Genomic DNA, 17,660 nt, shown 5'->3' with positions numbered 1-17,660 from the left:
CCAATCGCTGTCGACGGTTGAGACCGCTCCAGCCCGAAGGCTTTTCACGCCATGCGAACCGGAATGGTCTAAACTGGTCCGTGAGCGAACAGGAGACGCCAATGGCAGATGTTCTCGGTATCGGCATCATCGGATGCGGCAGCATTTCGAAAACCTATCTGGACCTGGCCCCCGGTTTTGCCGGTCTCGACATCCGTGCCTGTGCGGACCTGAATGCAAATGCCGCGAAAACGCGGGCGCGGGAATATGGCATTCGCGCCGAAACAGTGCATGATCTCCTCCTTGCCGAGGACATCGATCTCATCGTCAACCTGACTGTGCCGGACGCCCACTACCTGGTGTCTCACGAAATTCTCGTGCACGGCAAACATGTCTATTCCGAAAAGCCGCTGGCGCTGTCCTTGCGCGACGGGCAGGCGCTGAGCGATCTGGCCCACAGGAAAAACCTGCTGGTCGGCTGTGCGCCGGACACTTTCCTGGGAGGTGCGCAGCAGGCGGCCAGGCAGGCCATCGACACCGGCATGATCGGTGACGTTGTCGGCGGAACCTGTCATGTCATGAACCATGGCATGGAGCATTGGCATCCCAATCCGGACTTCTTCTACAAACCGGGGGGCGGGCCGGTACTCGATCTCGGGCCCTATTACATCGCCAGCCTCGTCAACCTCATCGGGCCGGTCAAACGGGTCGGCGCGTTGTCGTCCGCCGCGTTCAAGTCCCGCACGATCGGAAATGGCACGCGTCACGGCGAACGCATCAGTGTCGAGACACCCACCACCATCCACGCCCTTCTGGAATTCGAGAGCGGTGCGACGGTGACACTGACCGCAAGCTGGGATGTCTGGGCACACGGGCATGCGCCGATGGAGCTTTACGGCACCAAGGGCACGCTTTTCCTGCCCGATCCCAACTTTTTCGGAGGGGAAGTGACCCTGGCGGAGCCTTCGGGCGAACGCCGGCACCTGAACGGCTCGGATCACCCGTTCGGCGTCGGCAATGTCGACGACCAGGGCGTGAAAAAGGCCAATTACCGGGCGGCGGGACTTGCGGACATGGCCCGGGCGATCCATGCCGGGGGAGACTACCGGTGTTCGCTCGACCGGGCGCTTCACGCCGTCGATGTCATGGTGTCCATTCTCAAGTCCGGTGAAACGGGAACGTTCGTGGACATCGAACACCCGGCGACCCGTCCGGAAACACTAGGACCCGCTGAGGCAGAACGGCTGTTGCGCTGAGGGCTGTTGCAGGGGCTGCTCGCGCCCCGTATGGTCCGCACGGTTGCAGGCGGTACAACCTGCGCCATGCCGCACGCGGGCATCCAGGGAGAGCGGAAATGGTTTTATTGATTGCCGGGCTGATCTTGTTTTTTGGCTCGCATGCCGTGCCGATGGCTCCGTCGGTGCGGGCCGGGTTGGTCTCGAAGCTTGGCGAGAATGGATACAAGGGACTGTTCACGCTGGTCTCCCTCGCGGGGCTTGGACTGACGATCTACGGATATGGCGTCGCGCGGTTCGACGGTTCGCCGCTCATCTACGATCCGCCCTTCTGGTTGCGTCATGTGACCATGTTGCTGATGGTCCCGGTGTTCATTTTCCTTGTGGCGGCCTACGTTCCCAGCCGGATCAGGAACACGCTGAAGCACCCGATGCTGGTGGCGGTCAAGCTGTGGGCGCTTGCGCATCTTCTTGCCAATGGGGATCTGGCATCCGTGCTTCTGTTCGGCGGTTTTCTTGCCTGGGCGGTGGTTGACCGGATCTCGGTGAAACGCCGCGGCCCGGGCGCCGGCCAGGTGGCCGCAGTGACGGGCGCGCCCGGCAAATATGCCGATATCGTCGTGATTCTGGTTGGGCTTGCCCTTTACGGCGTGTTTGTCTGGAAGCTGCATGTATGGCTGATCGGGGTCCCGGTGAGCTGAGCCGTTCAAAAGGCTCGAAAAAACCGCCGGAAATCGGTATTTCGCCAAAGATTGCCCCACTTGCGCCACGATGGACCGTTTTAAGCCCGATCAGGGAATTGCCCGAGGCGGATCAAATGGATAATGTGCGCCACTCGATAAGGGGCACTGCCCGGACAATTGAGCCGGGCCGAAGAAGTGAATGCAGGAAATAGACACGCATGTCTGACATTTTTCGTGAAGTCGATGAAGATATCCGCCAGGAAAAATACCGTCGGCTTTGGGACCGTTTCGGCCCCTGGGTGATCGGCGTTGCGGTCCTGATTGTCATCGGCACCGGTGGATACCGGGGCTGGCTCTATTGGCAGGAGCAGCAGTCCCAGAGCGCCGGGGACACTTTCTTCGATGCCATTCAGCTGTCGGAAGAAGGCAACTACCAGGAAGCCGCCGCGCTTTATGGCGAGCTGGAATCGGCGGTTGGCGGATACCCGGCGCTGGCCCAGTTGCGCCGCGCGACGGACCTCGCCAATGCGGGAGAAACCGGGGACGCGCTGGCGGAATTCGATGCCCTGTCGCGCGACAGTGGCCAGTTGGAAGCCGTCCGTGACATGGCTGCGCTGCGGGCCGCCTATCTTGCCGTCGATACGGAAGGATATGCCGCGATCGCGGATCGCGTCGAGCGTCTGACCGGGGAAACCAGCCCGTTTCGTTCGGCTGCACGTGAACTTCTCGCCCTCAGTGCCTGGAAAGACGGCAATGTCGACATGTTGCGCCAGTGGCTGACCGCTCTGGAGGAAGATGCCGAGACGCCGGTCGACGTGACCCGGCGTGTCGCCATCTTGCGGGACCTGATCCGGTCCAGGGAAGGCGAGGCCGTGCAGGACAGCTCCGCAGCAAGCCAGGCGGACAGCGAAGGAAGCAACCAGTGAGCTTTGTCACCGTTTCTCGCCGCAAGGGCGGATTGCTGGGCGTTGTTGCCTTGTCGCTCGCGTTGACCGGGTGTGGCTCCGTCAGTGACTTTGCCGGCAACTTGAACCCGTTCAGCCGGGAAAAGATCCTGCCTGGCGAGCGCCAGCCGGTCTTCGACAGCACGGATCCGGTAGCCTCTGCCCTGGGGCAGGCCGCAAAGGTGGGACCCGCGACCGGTGGCCAGACATGGACCACGGCGGGCGGCGGCTTGACCAATGACCCCGGCAATGTGGCGATCTCCGTTTCCGGCAACCGCGCCTGGCAGGCACGGGTCGGCGCGTCGGGCCGCGGACTTACGTCCGCCGCGCTCCGGCTGTCGTCCCGCCCGGTAAGCGATGGCAGCCGCATCTACGTTTACAAGCCCAATGGTGAAGTGGTTGCCCTGTCCACCGGTGGCGGCCGGCAATGGACACAGAACCTGCGGCCGGAAGGCGAACGCGACATCGGCCCGGGCGGTGGGGTCACCGTCGAAGGCGGTGTTGTCTATGCCGCGACCAGCTATCGACAGGTCGCAGCGCTCGAAGCCGGTTCCGGCCGGGAGATCTGGAAAGTCGATATCGATACGCCGGCTCGCGGCGCTCCCGTTGCAGGAGCGGGACACGTATTCGTCGTCTCGCAGTCCAACGAGGTCTATGCCCTGAACCAGTCCGATGGGTCGGTGGCCTGGTCCTATGCCGGCATCGAGGAGACCGCTGGTCTTCTGTCGGCGGCCAATCCGGCAATTTCCGGCAACCGGGTCATTGTGCCGTTCTCCTCTGGCGAGATCATGGCAATCAATATCAAGGATGGCGAGCCCGCCTGGATCGACGGCGTTACGCGCGGCGTCAGAACGCTGGCGCTGTCAGGCCTGGCAGATGTTTCCGCGAGCCCGGTGGTGGCCGGAAATACGGTCTATGCGACGGGGGTATCCGGGCGGACCGTTGCCGTCGACGCACGCACGGGCCAGCGCCGCTGGGAGCAGGATCTGGGCAGCGTGCACACGCCTGTCGTCTCCGGCAGCGCGCTGTTCATGGTTGACCTGGATGATCGCATGGTTGCGCTCAACCTGAAGAATGGCGAGACCCTTTGGGCTACGGCCTTGCCACGGCCCGAGAAAAAGAAGAAAAGGCGCAACTGGGCCGGGCCGATCCTGGCCAACGGTTCGCTGGTTGCCTTTTCAAGCGACGGACAGGTCGCCATCGTGGATGCGTCGTCCGGCAACACCATGTTGACCCAGCGCACCAATACCGATGTCTATGTCACGCCGATCGTGGCCGGTGGACGCGTGGTCGTCCTCACCGGGAATGACGGCGTCGCTGCCTTCAATTAGCATTCAGAGGCGGGCTCCAATCAGGCCCGCCTGTCAGGAGTTATCGCTGTGGGCGCCACTGTCGCCATTATCGGACGGCCGAATGTCGGCAAGTCCACGCTGTTCAATCGTCTGGTCGGCAAGCGTCTGGCCCTGGTCGACGACACGCCCGGCGTGACGCGCGACCGGAGACCGGGCGAAGCCCGTCTGGGCGACCTGCGCTTTACCATTATCGACACGGCCGGCCTGGAAGACGCGGAGCGCAGCACGCTGGAAGGGCGCATGCGCCGGCAGACCGAAGAGGCTATCCAGACGGCTGACGCGGTGCTGTTCGTCATCGATGCGCGCGCAGGGGTTACGCCGCTGGACGCACATTTCGCCGAAGTGGCCCGCAAGACCACCCGCCCGGTGATCCTGCTGGCCAACAAGGCGGAGGGGCGGGCAGGTCAAAGCGGCCTTTATGAATCCTATTCGCTGGGTCTTGGTGAGCCGATTGCAATCTCCGCCGAGCACGGCGAGGGACTTGCCGACCTCTATGACGCCCTGAAGCCGCATGTCGACCGTGTCACCGAAGAGGAAGAGGCGCGCCGGGACGAGGCCGTGACCAATGTCGATGTCGACGAGGACGGCGAGATCATCGACGAGGAGGATCCGGTTGGCACGAAGGAGCGCCCTCTCAGGGTCGCAATCGTCGGCCGGCCGAATGCGGGCAAGTCCACGCTGATCAACCGGATGCTGGGCGAGGACCGCATGCTGACCGGTCCCGAGGCCGGCATCACGCGCGATTCCATTTCCGTCGACTGGTCCTGGCGGGACCGGCACATCAAGCTGTTCGACACGGCGGGCATTCGCAAGAAGGCACGCGTGCAGGAGAAGCTGGAAAAGCTCTCCGTTGCCGATGCGTTGCGGGCGATCAAGTTTGCCGAGGTCGTCGTGATCACGCTGGACGCGACCATGTCCTTCGAGAAACAGGACCTGCAGATCATCGATCTGGTGGCGCGCGAAGGCCGGGCACTGGTCATCGCCATCAACAAGTGGGACCTGATCGAGGACCGTGAAGCTGCCTGGAAAAAGATCCGGGATGCCAACGAACGCTATTTCAACCAGATACGCGGCGTTCGTATCGCGACGCTGTCCGGGCTTCAGGGGCAGGGCATCGACCGGCTGGTCGAGAGCGTCTTTGACGCCTACGAGGCCTGGAACGCGCGCGTGTCCACCGCGAAGCTGAACCGCTGGCTGGACAAGGTCACGGCGAACCATCCGCCCCCGGCGGTCGCCGGCCGCAGGGTGAGGTTGCGCTACATGACCCAGCCGAAAACGCGCCCGCCGCATTTCGTGGCCTTCTGTTCGCGTCCGGAACAGTTGCCGGAGAGCTACACGCGCTACCTGGTCAATTCCCTGCGGGAGACGTTCAACATTCAGGGAACGCCCATCCGGCTGTCCTACCGCAAGGGCGAGAACCCCTATGCGCCCAGGAAAAAGAGAAAGATTCAGTAGCCGGAGCGTTGCCGTTCCGGAGTTTTGGGATGCGCGTGCTTCCGTCCAGGGAAGCTCGGCGCCCTGCACAGCCTTTGAAGGAGACGTGTTGATGTCGATGGAACGGCTTGATTTCGCCGTGGCCCTTGCCGAAAAAGCCGGGGAGCTGGGGCTCGATTATTTTCGCAAGCTGGACACCCTGACGGTCACGCGGAAGGGGCACCAGGATCTCGTCTCCGAAGCGGACCGCAATGTCGAAACGCTGATCCGCGAGGAACTTGCCAAGGCCTATCCGGAAGACGGGATTCTCGGTGAGGAACACGGCATGGAGGAAGGCGCGTCCGGCTATACCTGGGTCACGGATCCCATCGACGGCACCGCCAATTTTGTCGCCGGCATCCCGCAATGGTGCGTCATCATTGCCTGCGTGCACCAGGGACAGGTCATTGTCGGCGTCATCCATGACCCGGTGGCCGGGGAAACCTTCAAGGCGGCGGCCGGTCACGGCGCCTTCCTGAACGGCAAGCCGATCCGGATCTCCGACAGCCAGAGCCTTTCCAACGGGTCGGTCGGCGTCGGCTTCAATGGCCGGACCGCGATCACGGACGCGGTCAACGTGGTCGGCGCGGTGGTGTCCAAGGGGGGCGTGTTTTTCCGTAACGCTTCCGGCGGATTGATGCTCGCCTATGCGGCCTCCGGCCGCCTGATCGGTTACGTGGAATCGCACATGAACGCCTGGGACTGCCTCGCCGGCATGCTGCTGACGGCAGAGGCGGGCGGTATTGTCATGGAGCAGGACGTCAACCATGCCCTCTACCACGGCGCCCGCGTCGTGGTCGGCGCACCGGGTGTCTACGAAGACCTCAGGGAAATTGCCGAAAGCTCGTTTGCACCGCTGGAAGCGGCATAGCCTTGCCGTCTGACGGGGATCATACGTGCTGATCGACCAGGACCGGGTTGCCGTCCGGGTCGACCAGCACGAAGCTGGCGGGGCCTGACGTGGTTTCGTCGGCCTCCGAGGCGAACTGATAGCCTTTGGCTTTCAGTTCCTTCTGGATCTCACGGATATCCTGAAAACCGTCCAGTTTTTCCGCGGCCTGGGTCCAGCCCGGGTTGAAGGTCAGCATGTTCTTCTCGAACATGCCCTGGAACAGGCCGATGACGGTATCGCCGTTCTTCAGGATCACCCAGCCGTCGTCGCCGGACCCGCCCGTTTCCGAAAATCCGAGGCCTTCGTAGAAGGCCTTCGATTTTTGAAGATCCTTGACCGTCAGGCTGATGGAAAACGCGCCGAGCTGCATCACGTGAGGCCTTCTGCCGATTTCGTTCTGCCGCGATGCTGTCAAAGGCCAAGGAAGGGCGCAAGGTCGAAACGTGTCTTCCCGGTAAAGTGAAAGCCCTTCCAGCCGAGCGCCTCGGCGGCCCTGACATTGGCCGCACTGTCGTCGATCAGCAGGATGTCGCCCGGCGGCAGGCCGAGCGTGTCGCTGACATGATTGAAAAACCCGGTGTCGGGTTTTGCATGCCCGATACGGCCGGAGGAGAAGATGCGGCTGACGAGGCACAGAAACCCGGTCGTGTCCTCGATGTAGCTGGCGCGCCGGTCTTCATTGTTGGTCGCGATGATTTGCTCCACGCCCAGGCTCCGGATCTCGTCGACCAGACCGCAGGTGTAAGGGTCCTTCAGGTCATCCTTCTCAAACCAGTAGTCGATGAGCACGGAGGCGTTGAACGCGTGTCCGGCCTGGTCGAGCCAGTTCTGCACATGGTCCTTGAGGTCGGCCTTGCCGCTGATGACATGGGTAAAGGTGCTGTTGAAGATACCGCTCTGGAATTCCTCCGGAGAAATGCCGAAATCTTCCTCGAGCGCGTCCGCCCAGACAAAGCGCCCGTCGACGACGTTTCGGTTGAGAACGCCGTCAAAATCCCAGGCAATCGCTTTGATGTCGGTACGCATGTTCGCTCACTCCCGGACCGTATGGTGACCCGAAAGCGATGGAATTTCAAAATTGAGGAGCCTTTATGGCGAGACCCAGTCCTTGCTGACCCGGTCGAACAGCTTGCCGTTTTCCAGAATGTCGGGTTTCAGGAGAGGCAGGAGCTCCGCGGCGACCTCGGTCGGCTGAGGCAGGTTGTCCGCGACTTCCCCCGGCATCGCCTTGGCGCGCAAACCGGTTCTTGTGGGACCGGGATCGGCCAGGTTGATCCTCATCGCGGTTTTCTGGCTTTCCTGGGCCCAGGTCCGGGCCATGGCTTCCACCGCGGCCTTGCTGATCGACTGCAGCCCCCAGAAGGCCGTGCAGGTCTGGGCCTGGACCGAGGTGAGGAGGAGGGCCCGTCCGGCCTCGGACTGGCGCAGCAGCGGGTCGAGCGAGCGGATCAGGCGCCAGTTGGCGGTGACATTGACCGCCATGACCTTGTCGAAATCCTTCGGCGAGATATGACCGATCGGCGACAACACTCCGAGCATGCCCGCGTTGCCGACGAAGATGTCGAGCTTCTTCCAGCGTTCATAGATCGCGGCGCCAAGGCGGTCGAGCGCGTCAAAATCGGTGAGGTCCAGCGGCACCAGCGTGGTTTCGCCGCCGGCAGACCGGATCTCGTCGTCCAGGTCTTCCAGGGCGCCCACGGTGCGCGCGAGCGCGATCACATGCGCGCCGCGCGCGCCAAGCTGTTTCGCGATCTGGTAGCCAATGCCGCGGGAGGCTCCGGTCACGAGTGCGATCCGGCCTTCGAAGTCTTTGTTCATGCGTGATCTCTTCGATCAACCCGCCTCCCGGACGATGCCGGGGGCGGTAATCTGTTCGTTCTGAAGGGTGGGCTGCCTCAGCCGACTTCCACCAGGCGCGGGGCACTGACGAAGTCCTGATCCTCGGACAGGTCCGTCAGCGGCGTTGGATAGTCGCCGGTAAAGCAATGGTCGGTGAATTGCGGATTGGCATCGTCGCGGCCTTCAAAGCCCATGGCCCTGTAGATCCCGTCCACGGACAGGAAGGCGAGGCTGTCGGCCCCGATATAGGCGCGCATTTCCTCCAGGCCGTATTTGGCGGCCAGAAGTTTCTCGCGCACGGGCGTGTCGATGCCGTAATAGTCGGAATACTTGATCGGCGGGCTGGCCAGGCGGAAATGGACTTCCTTGGCGCCGGCGTCGCGCATCATCTGCACGATCTTGACCGAGGTGGTGCCACGCACCAGGCTGTCATCGACCAGCACGACGCGTTTGCCTTCGATCCGGGCCCGGTTGGCGGAGTGTTTCATCTTCACGCCGAGTGCGCGGATCTGCTGCGTCGGTTCGATGAAGGTCCGGCCGACATAGTGGTTGCGGATGATGCCGAGTTCGAACGGCACGCCGCTTTCCTGGCTGTAGCCGATGGCGGCAGGGACGCCGCTGTCCGGCACCGGAACAATCACATCCGCTTCCGTGTGGGTTTCACGGGCGAGCTGCTTGCCCATCTCCCGGCGCACGTCGTAGACGCTGCGGCCGCCGACGACGGAATCGGGCCGCGAGAAATAGATGTATTCGAAGATGCAGGGACGGGCCTGCTGCTTGCCGAAGGGAAAGTGGGATTCGATCCCGGTCGAGGTGCACACGATGACCTCACCGTTTTCGACTTCCCGGATGAACTTCGCACCGATGATGTCCAGCGCGCAGGTCTCGGAGGCCAGGATCGGAGCGCCGTTGAGGTCGCCGAGGACCAGCGGGCGGATGCCGAGCGGATCGCGGGCACCGATCAGTTTCTTCGACGTCAGCGCCACAAGCGAGTAGGCGCCTTCCATCTGCGTGATCGCCTCGATGAAGCGATCGACGATCTTGCCCTTGCGCGAACGCGCAACGAGCTGGAGGACCACCTCGGAATCGGAAGTCGACTGGCAGATCGCGCCGTCACGGATCAGCTGGCGGCGGAGGGTGAGTGCGTTGGTGAAGTTGCCGTTATGACAGACCGCGATCCCGCCGCCATCCAGTTCTGCGAATAGCGGCTGCACGTTTCGCAGGATCGTCTCGCCGGTGGTGGAGTAGCGTACATGGCCGACGGCGGCCTTGCCGCTCAGCCGTTCGATCGTATCCGCATCGGAAAAATGGTCGCCGACGAGGCCGAGATGCCGCTCCGCGCGGAACTGCTCATTGTCGACGGTCACGATGCCGGCGGCCTCCTGGCCGCGATGCTGGAGCGCATGCAGACCGAGCGCCGTCAGCGCGCTGGCGTCCTCATGGCCCAGAATTCCGAAGACACCGCATTCTTCACGCAGCGTATCGTCGTTGATATCGAACGGGTCGTGCACCTCGGTTCCGCCAGTCATGGCGAACACTCCTTCATTCTGGCCGGTTGGGAGGTCCGGCCTGGGGCGTCAGATCAACGTCTCCCGTGATCGCCTGAAGCGCGTTGACCTATTTTGAACGGTTCAAGCATCCAACGCCCGTTGAGGGCTGGATGCGGAGTATTTTGCGGGCGTCTGGACCCTGCGTCAGTTGCTGTCAGTCGTCAGTTGTTCGAGGCCCTGACGTTCCGTGTCACTATAGGCCGGTTCCTCGGCCGGGGCACTTGCGCTGTCGCTTGTCAGTTCGTTCTGACGGATCTTGTCCAGGATCGCCTTTTCCGGGTCTTCCGGAAGGACGGCCACCAGCCGCTCCCCGATCGACAGCAGGATCGGCCGTGACTTCGCGGTCTTGACCCATTGCGGCTGCTGGTCCGGCTGTACGAACCAGTTGAAGAACATCATCGCGACGACCACCAGGAGCAGGCCGCGAACCGCGCCGAAGACAAAGCCCAGGGTCCGGTCAAGCGCGCCGATCCGGCTGTCGAGCACGAAGTCCGAGATCCGCATGGTGATATAGCTCACGACCAGCAGGGTGACCAGGAAAACCGCCGCCGCGGACACGCCCATGGCGACGAGATCGTGTGAGATATATTGCTTGGTGTAAGGAAGCACCCGTTCGTAGAGCAGGAACGCCGCAGCTGCCGCAGCCACCCAGGAAACGATCGAGAGGACTTCCCGGACAAACCCGCGGATCATCGCAAGGACCGCCGAAATGAACATGATGACCAAGAGCAGTCCGTCCAGCAGCGTTATCGGCATGGTCCTGAAATTTCCTCTGTCTGGCGCTCAGTACTGCGCATATGCCTTCAGTTCGAACCCGCGACCATCATGCGTCAATTGTCCCCCGAGGCACTAGCCTCGGCCGAGAGTTTGGCAACAAAGTCCCCAAGTTCCGGCAGTCCGGTCGCCTTGAAGGACGTAGCCGCATTGTCCTTGAGGTTGCCCTCGGGGCAATACGCCTGGTCGAAGCCGAGTTTCTCCGCTTCCTTCAGCCTGGATTGCGCCTGGGCCACCGGTCGGATGGCCCCGGACAGGCTGACTTCGCCGAAATAGACGCTATTGGCCGGAAGGGCAAGCCCGCTGAGTGAAGAGATCAAGGCCGCGGCCACCGCGAGGTCGGCGCCGGGCTCGTTGATTTTCAGGCCGCCGGCCACATTCAGATAGACATCGTGCTGTGAAAACCGTACGCCGCAACGCGCTTCAAGAACCGCCAGGATCATCGACAGGCGGGCGCTGTCCCAACCGATCACCGCGCGCCGGGGCGTGCCGAGAGAGGACTGTGCCACCAGTGCCTGGATTTCGATGAGAAGCGGGCGGGAGCCTTCCAGCCCGGCAAAGACCGCGGCGCCGGGTGCGGACGTGTTGCGGTCGCCCAGGAACAGGGCCGACGGATTGGGAACTTCCACGAGACCCTTGCCGGTCATTTCGAAGACACCGATCTCGTCGGTTGCGCCGAAACGGTTCTTCACCGAGCGCAGGATCCGGTACTGGTGTGCCCCGTCACCCTCGAAATAGAGCACGGCATCGACCATGTGCTCGACCACCCGGGGACCGGCGATCTGTCCGTCCTTGGTGACGTGTCCGACCAGCACAAGCGTCGTGCCGTTTTTCTTGGCGTAGCGCACCATGGCCTGTGCCGAGGCCCGGACCTGCGTGACGGTTCCCGGTGGGGATTCGACCTGGTCGGTCCACAGGGTCTGAACGGAATCGAGGATCAGCAGGGCAGGGGCCTTGTCCGCCTCCAGCGTCGCAAGGATGTCTTCCACGCTGGTCTCGGCGGCCAGCGCGACAGGTGCACCGGACAGGTCGAGCCGCTCCGCCCTGAGGCGGACCTGGCCGATCGCCTCCTCGCCGGAGATGTAGACGGTCTTGTGCCCGAGCGTGGCGAGCTGGGCTGCGGCCTGAATCAGAAGCGTCGACTTGCCGATGCCCGGGTCTCCGCCGACAAGAAGTGCGGAACCGCGGACAAAGCCGCCGCCGGTGACCCGGTCGAGCTCGGCCACCTTGGTCTGGATGCGCGGGGCTTCCTTCGAGTCGCCCGACAACCCTACCAGCTGCACCACGCGGCCCTTGCTGCGCGCGGCCCGTCCGGGGCCGCCGCCAATGCCGCCGCCGGTCTGCTCCTCGACGATTGTGTTCCATTCGCCGCAGTTTTCACAGCGGCCAACCCACTTGGAGGTCACTGTCCCGCAGGACTGGCAGACAAATGATGTGGACCGCCGCGCCATCCGCTTTCCTTCGCACTTTGCCTGATCAGGTCAGAGGGCCATAGACGCGCTCAAAGCGCCGCCCGAGGCTTGTCAGATATTCGTAGTCGATGGTCTCGGCATAGGCGGCGAGGTCGGAAGCCGCAACATGGGGACCCAGCATTTCCACAAACGCGCCGCGTTTCAGAAGATGTTCCGGCACGTCCGTGACGTCGAGCGTGATCATGTCCATGGAAATCCGGCCAAGGATCGGCGCCCTGTATCCGCCGATCATTCCGAAGCCGCCCGGCCGGTCGTCGGTGGAACTGGCCCGTCGCAGCATGCCGTCGGCATATCCGGCTGCCACGACCGCGTTCCTGAGGGGCCGCCTGGCGATCTGCGTCGCACCGTAGCCGATTGTGTCGCCCTCGGGGACGTCGCGCACGATCATGATGCGCGCCTCAACCCTGGCGACCGGCGCCATCGGGTTCGGTTCGGTCTCGATGGCCTGGCCGCCGTAAACCGATATTCCCGGACGGACCAGATCGAAATGGTAGTCCGGCCCCATCAGCACACCGGCGGAGTTGGCCAGCGAGCGTGGAACGTCCGCGAACGGTGCGGTGATTTCCCGGAACTGATCGAGCTGGCGGCGGTTCATCGGATTGTCGGGCGCCGATCCGCAGGCCAGGTGGCTCATGATCAGAGAAGGCCGGAACGGCCCGAGCAGGTCCTTGTCCGTCATGGCCGAGGTGAATTCCGCTGCCGACAGGCCAAGACGGTGAATGCCCGTATCGACATGGACCGCGGCATCGAAGGACCGTCCCGCCGCCTTGCAGACCACTGTCCATTCCTCGAGTTCCTCAAGGCAACCAAGCACCGGACGGATGTCATGCGCGAGATAATGCTCATGGGTCCCCGGGAAGAGGCCATCGAGGGCATAGATCACCGCGCCGGGAAGGATTTTGCGCAGTTGGATGGCTTCCGTTGGAACGGCGGCAAAAAACGTGCGGCATCCGGCTTCAAACAGCGCGGGCGCCACCTTTTCCTGGCCGGTGCCGTAGGCGTCTCCCTTGATGGCAACAGCGCATTCGGTTTCGGCGCGGGTCTTGCCGTTTAAAAAGCGCCAGTTCGAGGCAATGGCCTGAAGATCGACCGTCAGGCGGCCGCCATAGAGGGGGGACGGGAAGGACAATGTTTGCGAGGTCGACACGTTCCGCCTGTTTCTCCGCTCAGAATCAGTTGCTTTGGGCTGATGGGAGCGTAGCAAATCCGGATGCCGTTGGGCCAATGAAGATGACCGGAAAAATGCGGTAGTACCGCGCGTAAGCAGGCAAGGATCCGTTTTCCGTGCCGGACCGATCCGCATCAATCCATGTAGAGAAATTCGATACCGGTCTCGCCGTCTCGGACCCAGCGGACCTCTCCATAAAAGCGCAGCTTCCGGCTTTCGATTTCGATCGTGACGCGCTGATCGGGTTCCAGGTCTTTGGTGTTGGTGGCAAGGCGGCAGCCGCCGACACTGATATCCTCAACCACACAGGGGCGATGGGTCGCCTCCTGCTTGAGCAGGCCGGGCCACTTGCATCGTCTGCGAGGAAAGACGCGCGCTTCTTCCAACAGTTTTTGCATCGGAGTCAAAATGGGCGCCCGCTTGAAAAGGAAATTCGTTCAATAGTGCAACCTATAGTGAAGATAGGGATTTAACATCAATTTAATTTTGGGCTTCGCGAGCAACAGCGGGTTTGTCATGTCGCAACCGTCGGGATAATCCCGCCGGTTTCTTCGGCTACTCGTAGCGTTCCGGCAGATGGTCGTCTTCAGCCAGATCCGAGAAGCGGGTGTATTGCCCTTCGAAGTGCAGGTTGGCGGTTCCGGTCGGACCGTGACGCTGCTTGGCGATAATGACCTCGGCCTTGCCCTTCAGCCGCTCCATGTCCCGTTGCCAGTTCTCGTATTCGACCGTGTCGGGCTCCGGCTCCGTCTTGGACAGGTAATATTCCTCGCGGAACACGAACAGGATCACGTCGGCGTCCTGCTCGATGGAGCCGGATTCACGAAGGTCCGACATCATCGGACGCTTGTCGTCACGCGCTTCCACCTGGCGCGACAGCTGCGACAGGGCGATGATCGGCACCTGGAGTTCCTTTGCCAGTGCCTTCAGGCCGGTGGTGATTTCGGTGATTTCCTGGACGCGGTTTCCGGAATTCTTGGCGGAACCGGACAGGAGCTGGATATAGTCGACCACCAGCAGGTCAAGACCGCGCTGACGCTTCAGCCGCCGGGCCTTGGCCACCAGTGAGGCGATGGAAATGCCACCGGTCTGGTCCACGTGCAGCGGCACGGTCTGCATGGTCTGGGCGCAGGCAGCCAGTTTTTCGAACTCGGCCTCGGTGATGTCGCCGCGCCGGATTTTCGAGGATGAGATCTCTGCCTGCTCGGAAATGATACGCGTTGCCAGCTGCTCTGCCGACATTTCCAGCGAGAAGAAGCCGACGACGCCGCCATTGACGGTTTTCAGGGACCCGTCCGGCTGTTCCTCGGCCTTGTAGGACTGGGCGATGTTGTAGGCGATATTGGTCGCCAGCGAGGTTTTGCCCATGGCGGGACGTCCGGCGAGCACGATCAGGTCCGAATGCTGCAGGCCGCCCATCAGCCGGTCGAGTTCCCTGAGGCCGGTGGAAATGCCGGACAGGGCACCCTCGCGGTTATAGGCCGCATGGGCCATTTCGATGGTTTCGGAAAGAGCGTCTCCAAACGACACGAATCCGCCTTCGCTCCGTCCGGTTTCCGCCAGCTCGAACAGGCGGCGTTCGGCATCGTCGATTTGCTGTTCCGGCGGCACGTCGATCGGTGCGTCAAAGGCGATGTTGACCATGTCCTCGCCGATGCGGATCAGGTTCCGCCGGATGGCCAGGTCATAGATCGAGCGGCCATAGTCTTCGGCGTTGATGATGGAGGCGGCATCACCGGCCAGACGGACAAGAAACTGAGTTGCGGACAGGTCGGCAATCTTGGCGTCGGCCGGATAGAATGTCTTCAGCGTGACCGGGGAGGCGGTCTTGCCCGCACGGATCAGATGGCTCGCCTTCTCGTAGATGTCCTGGTGGGAGGGCACGAAAAAGTGATGCGGCTCGAGAAAGTCGGACACCCGGTAGAATGTCTCGTTGTTGACGAGAATGGCACCCAGCAACTGTCGTTCGGCTTCTGCGTTATGCGGTGCAAGGCGCTGGATGTCCTCTTCCGTCTCGACCTTCTGCAATGTGCCCTTCATATCGTCCCCCGATGACCCAAGTTCATTGGGAATACTCTCTGGCGATGAGTGTCTCAAGGAACAAAAACAGCCGTTTTTGATTCCCACTGACTTTCACAGATCAGCGGGGAAAGAGTCGAAACATGCTTGACTCTGAACCTGATTGAAGACTCAAGGCTGTAGAGCTTAGCCTTTGAAAATAATAGGATATTTTGAGAGGTTAATGACCAGTTAATTTTTTCCAAGGGGATTCAATGTCTTGTGCCGAGAAGTGAGAGCGCCGGATGAGCCCCTGGCCGTAACCTGGAATTAGGATTGCCGGCAAACAAAAAACGGCGCTGAAGTTCAGCGCCGTTTTCGTCAACTGTGAAAGCAGGTGGAAGCGATCAGGCTTCTTCTTCGGCCGGAGTTTCCTCGGAGGCTTCTTCGCCTTCTTCGGAACCTTCGGCTTCAGCGTCGCCTTCTTCTTCTTCTTCAAATTCGAAGACGTCCTGTTCCGGCGTGGTCAGGTCTTCACCGGCTGCCTGGCGGACGGCTTCGTCTTCCGAACGGGCAACGTTGACGGAGACGGAGACTTCCACTTCCGGATGCAGCTGGATCAGGACATTGTGCAGACCGATCGTCTTGATCGGGGTACGCAGTTCGACCTGGCTGCGGCCAACGGTGAAGCCGGCGGCGGTGAGGCCTTCGGCGACGTCACGCGTCGACACGGAACCGTAGAGCTGGCCGGTTTCACCGGCGGAGCGGATCATCACCAGGGATTCGCCGTCGAGCTTGGAAGCAACGGCTTCGGCTTCGCTCTTGCGTTCCAGGTTACGGGCCTCGAGCTGAGCACGCTCGCGCTCGAACCGCTCGAGATTGGATTTGTTGGCACGCAGCGCCTTGCCCTGCGGCAGCAGGAAGTTACGGGCATAACCGTCGCGAACGCGAACGGTATCGCCCATCTGGCCGAGCTTTGCGATACGCTCAAGAAGGATGACTTGCATGGTATTCTCCTACTGTCCCATCTCATCGATGGTTAGAGACCGTTTGCCCGCGGTCCCAATTCGAGTCTCCCGGGCGTGCCCGGGAGAAAAGTCCCTCGTTGAAGGAGGGATCAGCTGATCACGAAGGGCAGCAGGCCGAGCAGGCGGGCGCGCTTGATGGCACGGGCCAGTTCACGCTGCTTCTTCGCGGACACCGCGGTGATGCGGCTCGGCACGATCTTGCCGCGCTCAGAGATGTAGCGCTGCAGCAGACGGATGTCCTTGTAGTCGATCTTCGGAGCGTTGGAGCCGGAGAACGGGCAGGTCTTCCGGCGACGGAAGAACGGGCGGCGGCTCGGCATCTGTGCAATATCAACCATAATCTCTTACTCCCCTTCTGCCCGGCGCGGAGGACGGCTGCCACCCGGACGGTCGCCACGGTCACCACGGCCACCGCCGCGGCGGTCGTCGCGGTCACGCTTCTGCATCATTGCAGACGGCTCTTCTTCGAGCTCGTTGACGCGGAAGGTCATGTAACGAAGGACATCTTCGCTGAGGCCCATCTGACGTTCCATTTCGGCAACGGCAGCATGCGGTGCTTCGATGTTCATCAGGGTGTAGTGAGCCTTGCGGTTCTTCTTGATGCGGTAAGCGAGGGTCCGCAGACCCCAGTTTTCCACCTTGCCGACAGTGCCGCCAGCGCCTTCGATGAGGCCCTTGTACTGTTCGACGAGTTGTTCGACCTGCTGGGCCGAAACGTCCTGGCGTGCCAGGAAGACGTGCTCGTAAAGAGGCATGGAAACAAGCCTTTCTCATGTTGACAACGCGGGATCGGCGCAGAGCCTCCTCGCAACTTCGGAAAGGCACGAGAAATCCAACGAGAGCGGGAACACGGGAAGTCGGATCCCTTACGATCCTGGCTTGCGCCCTTCCGTTCAGCCCCCGGCCAAATCCCGGATGAAGCGCGGTCTATACTCTGTTCTGGCGAAAATGCAAGTGGGGCCCGGAGATTTTGCTGCGAAAGACAGGGAAAGCTGTCTTTGCCCGGCCTTTTACGGTAAACCTGCTGGAAAGCCCGGAGCCTTGTTCCTTCCCTGTCCCATTGCGCAGGGGCGAGCCTCAAGCAAGGGGAAATCTCGGAAAAGCGCGCGATTTTGGGAAATGATTGGCCGCAAGGCCTTGACAGTCCGCCCAAGAGCGTATCATAGCCTCGCGCCAACGTTTCAATTCAGCTCCTGCCGGGCTGTCTTAAGTTCCGCTTTCAAAAAAAGCCGTCGGCCTGCTGCCAGGATCTGCAAGGCCCGCGCACGAGTCT

Annotated in this window: 18 protein-coding genes; 6 read left to right on the top strand and 12 right to left on the bottom strand. The window is 62.0% G+C overall.

What is annotated here, in order from left to right; genetic code table 11:
- The first annotated feature begins 101 nt into the window (after positions 1 to 101).
- From O6760_RS26410 to O6760_RS26385, 6 genes are all read left to right on the top strand, one after another.
- Positions 102 to 1,235 carry a Gfo/Idh/MocA family protein gene (locus O6760_RS26410; RefSeq protein ID WP_269582633.1) on the top strand — a complete coding sequence of 378 codons (1,134 nt, stop codon included), beginning with the start codon at positions 102 to 104 and terminating at the stop codon, positions 1,233 to 1,235.
- 98 nt (positions 1,236 to 1,333) lie between these two features.
- On the top strand, positions 1,334 to 1,915 hold the full coding sequence (locus tag O6760_RS26405; protein ID WP_269582632.1) for an NnrU family protein: 582 nt from the start codon (positions 1,334 to 1,336) through the stop codon (positions 1,913 to 1,915).
- Between the two features lie 200 nt (positions 1,916 to 2,115).
- Positions 2,116 to 2,823 carry a tetratricopeptide repeat protein gene (locus O6760_RS26400; RefSeq protein ID WP_269582631.1) on the top strand — a complete coding sequence of 236 codons (708 nt, stop codon included), beginning with the start codon at positions 2,116 to 2,118 and terminating at the stop codon, positions 2,821 to 2,823.
- The gene (locus O6760_RS26395) at positions 2,820 to 4,172 is read left to right on the top strand and encodes an outer membrane protein assembly factor BamB family protein (RefSeq protein WP_269582630.1); all 1,353 of its coding nucleotides are present in this window, start codon (positions 2,820 to 2,822) and stop codon (positions 4,170 to 4,172) included. The genes O6760_RS26400 and O6760_RS26395 overlap by 4 nt, the downstream gene beginning before the upstream one ends.
- A 48-nt stretch (positions 4,173 to 4,220) precedes the next feature.
- Positions 4,221 to 5,648: a ribosome biogenesis GTPase Der gene (der, locus tag O6760_RS26390; RefSeq protein ID WP_269582629.1), complete on the top strand. Its 1,428-nt coding sequence runs from the start codon at positions 4,221 to 4,223 to the stop codon at positions 5,646 to 5,648.
- Positions 5,649 to 5,739: 91 nt separating this feature from the next.
- Positions 5,740 to 6,537: an inositol monophosphatase family protein gene (locus O6760_RS26385; protein ID WP_269582628.1), complete on the top strand. Its 798-nt coding sequence runs from the start codon at positions 5,740 to 5,742 to the stop codon at positions 6,535 to 6,537.
- A gap of 19 nt (positions 6,538 to 6,556) precedes the next feature.
- Here the strand turns inward: O6760_RS26385 and O6760_RS26380 are convergent, their stop codons facing one another.
- From O6760_RS26380 to rpsF, 12 genes are all read right to left on the bottom strand, one after another.
- Positions 6,557 to 6,928 carry a VOC family protein gene (locus O6760_RS26380; protein WP_269586359.1) on the bottom strand — a complete coding sequence of 124 codons (372 nt, stop codon included), beginning with the start codon at positions 6,926 to 6,928 and terminating at the stop codon, positions 6,557 to 6,559.
- Between the two features lie 41 nt (positions 6,929 to 6,969).
- Positions 6,970 to 7,584 carry an HAD family hydrolase gene (locus O6760_RS26375; protein WP_269582627.1) on the bottom strand — a complete coding sequence of 205 codons (615 nt, stop codon included), beginning with the start codon at positions 7,582 to 7,584 and terminating at the stop codon, positions 6,970 to 6,972.
- 63 nt (positions 7,585 to 7,647) lie between these two features.
- Entirely contained in the window at positions 7,648 to 8,376 is a 729-nt protein-coding gene (locus O6760_RS26370; RefSeq protein ID WP_269582626.1) for an SDR family NAD(P)-dependent oxidoreductase, read from the bottom strand.
- A 77-nt stretch (positions 8,377 to 8,453) separates the two neighbouring features.
- Entirely contained in the window at positions 8,454 to 9,926 is a 1,473-nt protein-coding gene (gene purF / locus O6760_RS26365; protein ID WP_269582625.1) for an amidophosphoribosyltransferase, read from the bottom strand.
- A 165-nt stretch (positions 9,927 to 10,091) separates the two neighbouring features.
- On the bottom strand, positions 10,092 to 10,703 hold the full coding sequence (locus O6760_RS26360) for a CvpA family protein (protein ID WP_269582624.1): 612 nt from the start codon (positions 10,701 to 10,703) through the stop codon (positions 10,092 to 10,094).
- Between the two features lie 74 nt (positions 10,704 to 10,777).
- The gene (gene radA / locus O6760_RS26355) at positions 10,778 to 12,172 is read right to left on the bottom strand and encodes a DNA repair protein RadA (protein ID WP_269582623.1); all 1,395 of its coding nucleotides are present in this window, start codon (positions 12,170 to 12,172) and stop codon (positions 10,778 to 10,780) included.
- A gap of 25 nt (positions 12,173 to 12,197) precedes the next feature.
- On the bottom strand, positions 12,198 to 13,340 hold the full coding sequence (gene alr / locus O6760_RS26350) for an alanine racemase (protein ID WP_269582622.1): 1,143 nt from the start codon (positions 13,338 to 13,340) through the stop codon (positions 12,198 to 12,200).
- 155 nt (positions 13,341 to 13,495) lie between these two features.
- Entirely contained in the window at positions 13,496 to 13,747 is a 252-nt protein-coding gene (locus O6760_RS26345; RefSeq protein ID WP_269582621.1) for a PilZ domain-containing protein, read from the bottom strand.
- A gap of 169 nt (positions 13,748 to 13,916) precedes the next feature.
- Positions 13,917 to 15,401: a replicative DNA helicase gene (locus O6760_RS26340; RefSeq protein ID WP_269582620.1), complete on the bottom strand. Its 1,485-nt coding sequence runs from the start codon at positions 15,399 to 15,401 to the stop codon at positions 13,917 to 13,919.
- 365 nt (positions 15,402 to 15,766) lie between these two features.
- Positions 15,767 to 16,366, bottom strand: a complete 600-nt coding sequence (gene rplI, locus O6760_RS26335) for a 50S ribosomal protein L9 (protein WP_269582619.1) — start codon at positions 16,364 to 16,366, stop codon at positions 15,767 to 15,769.
- A 110-nt stretch (positions 16,367 to 16,476) separates the two neighbouring features.
- Positions 16,477 to 16,725: a 30S ribosomal protein S18 gene (gene rpsR / locus O6760_RS26330; RefSeq protein ID WP_094070278.1), complete on the bottom strand. Its 249-nt coding sequence runs from the start codon at positions 16,723 to 16,725 to the stop codon at positions 16,477 to 16,479.
- Positions 16,726 to 16,731: 6 nt separating this feature from the next.
- A complete protein-coding gene (gene rpsF / locus O6760_RS26325; RefSeq protein ID WP_269582618.1) occupies positions 16,732 to 17,142 on the bottom strand; it encodes a 30S ribosomal protein S6 in 411 nt (136 codons plus the stop codon).
- Positions 17,143 to 17,660 lie beyond the last annotated feature (518 nt).

The organism is Roseibium sp. Sym1 (assembly GCF_027359675.1).
GTDB lineage: Bacteria > Pseudomonadota > Alphaproteobacteria > Rhizobiales > Stappiaceae > Roseibium.
The sequence above is the reverse complement of the archived record's forward strand: the minus strand, read 5'-3'. Positions and strand labels throughout refer to the sequence as shown.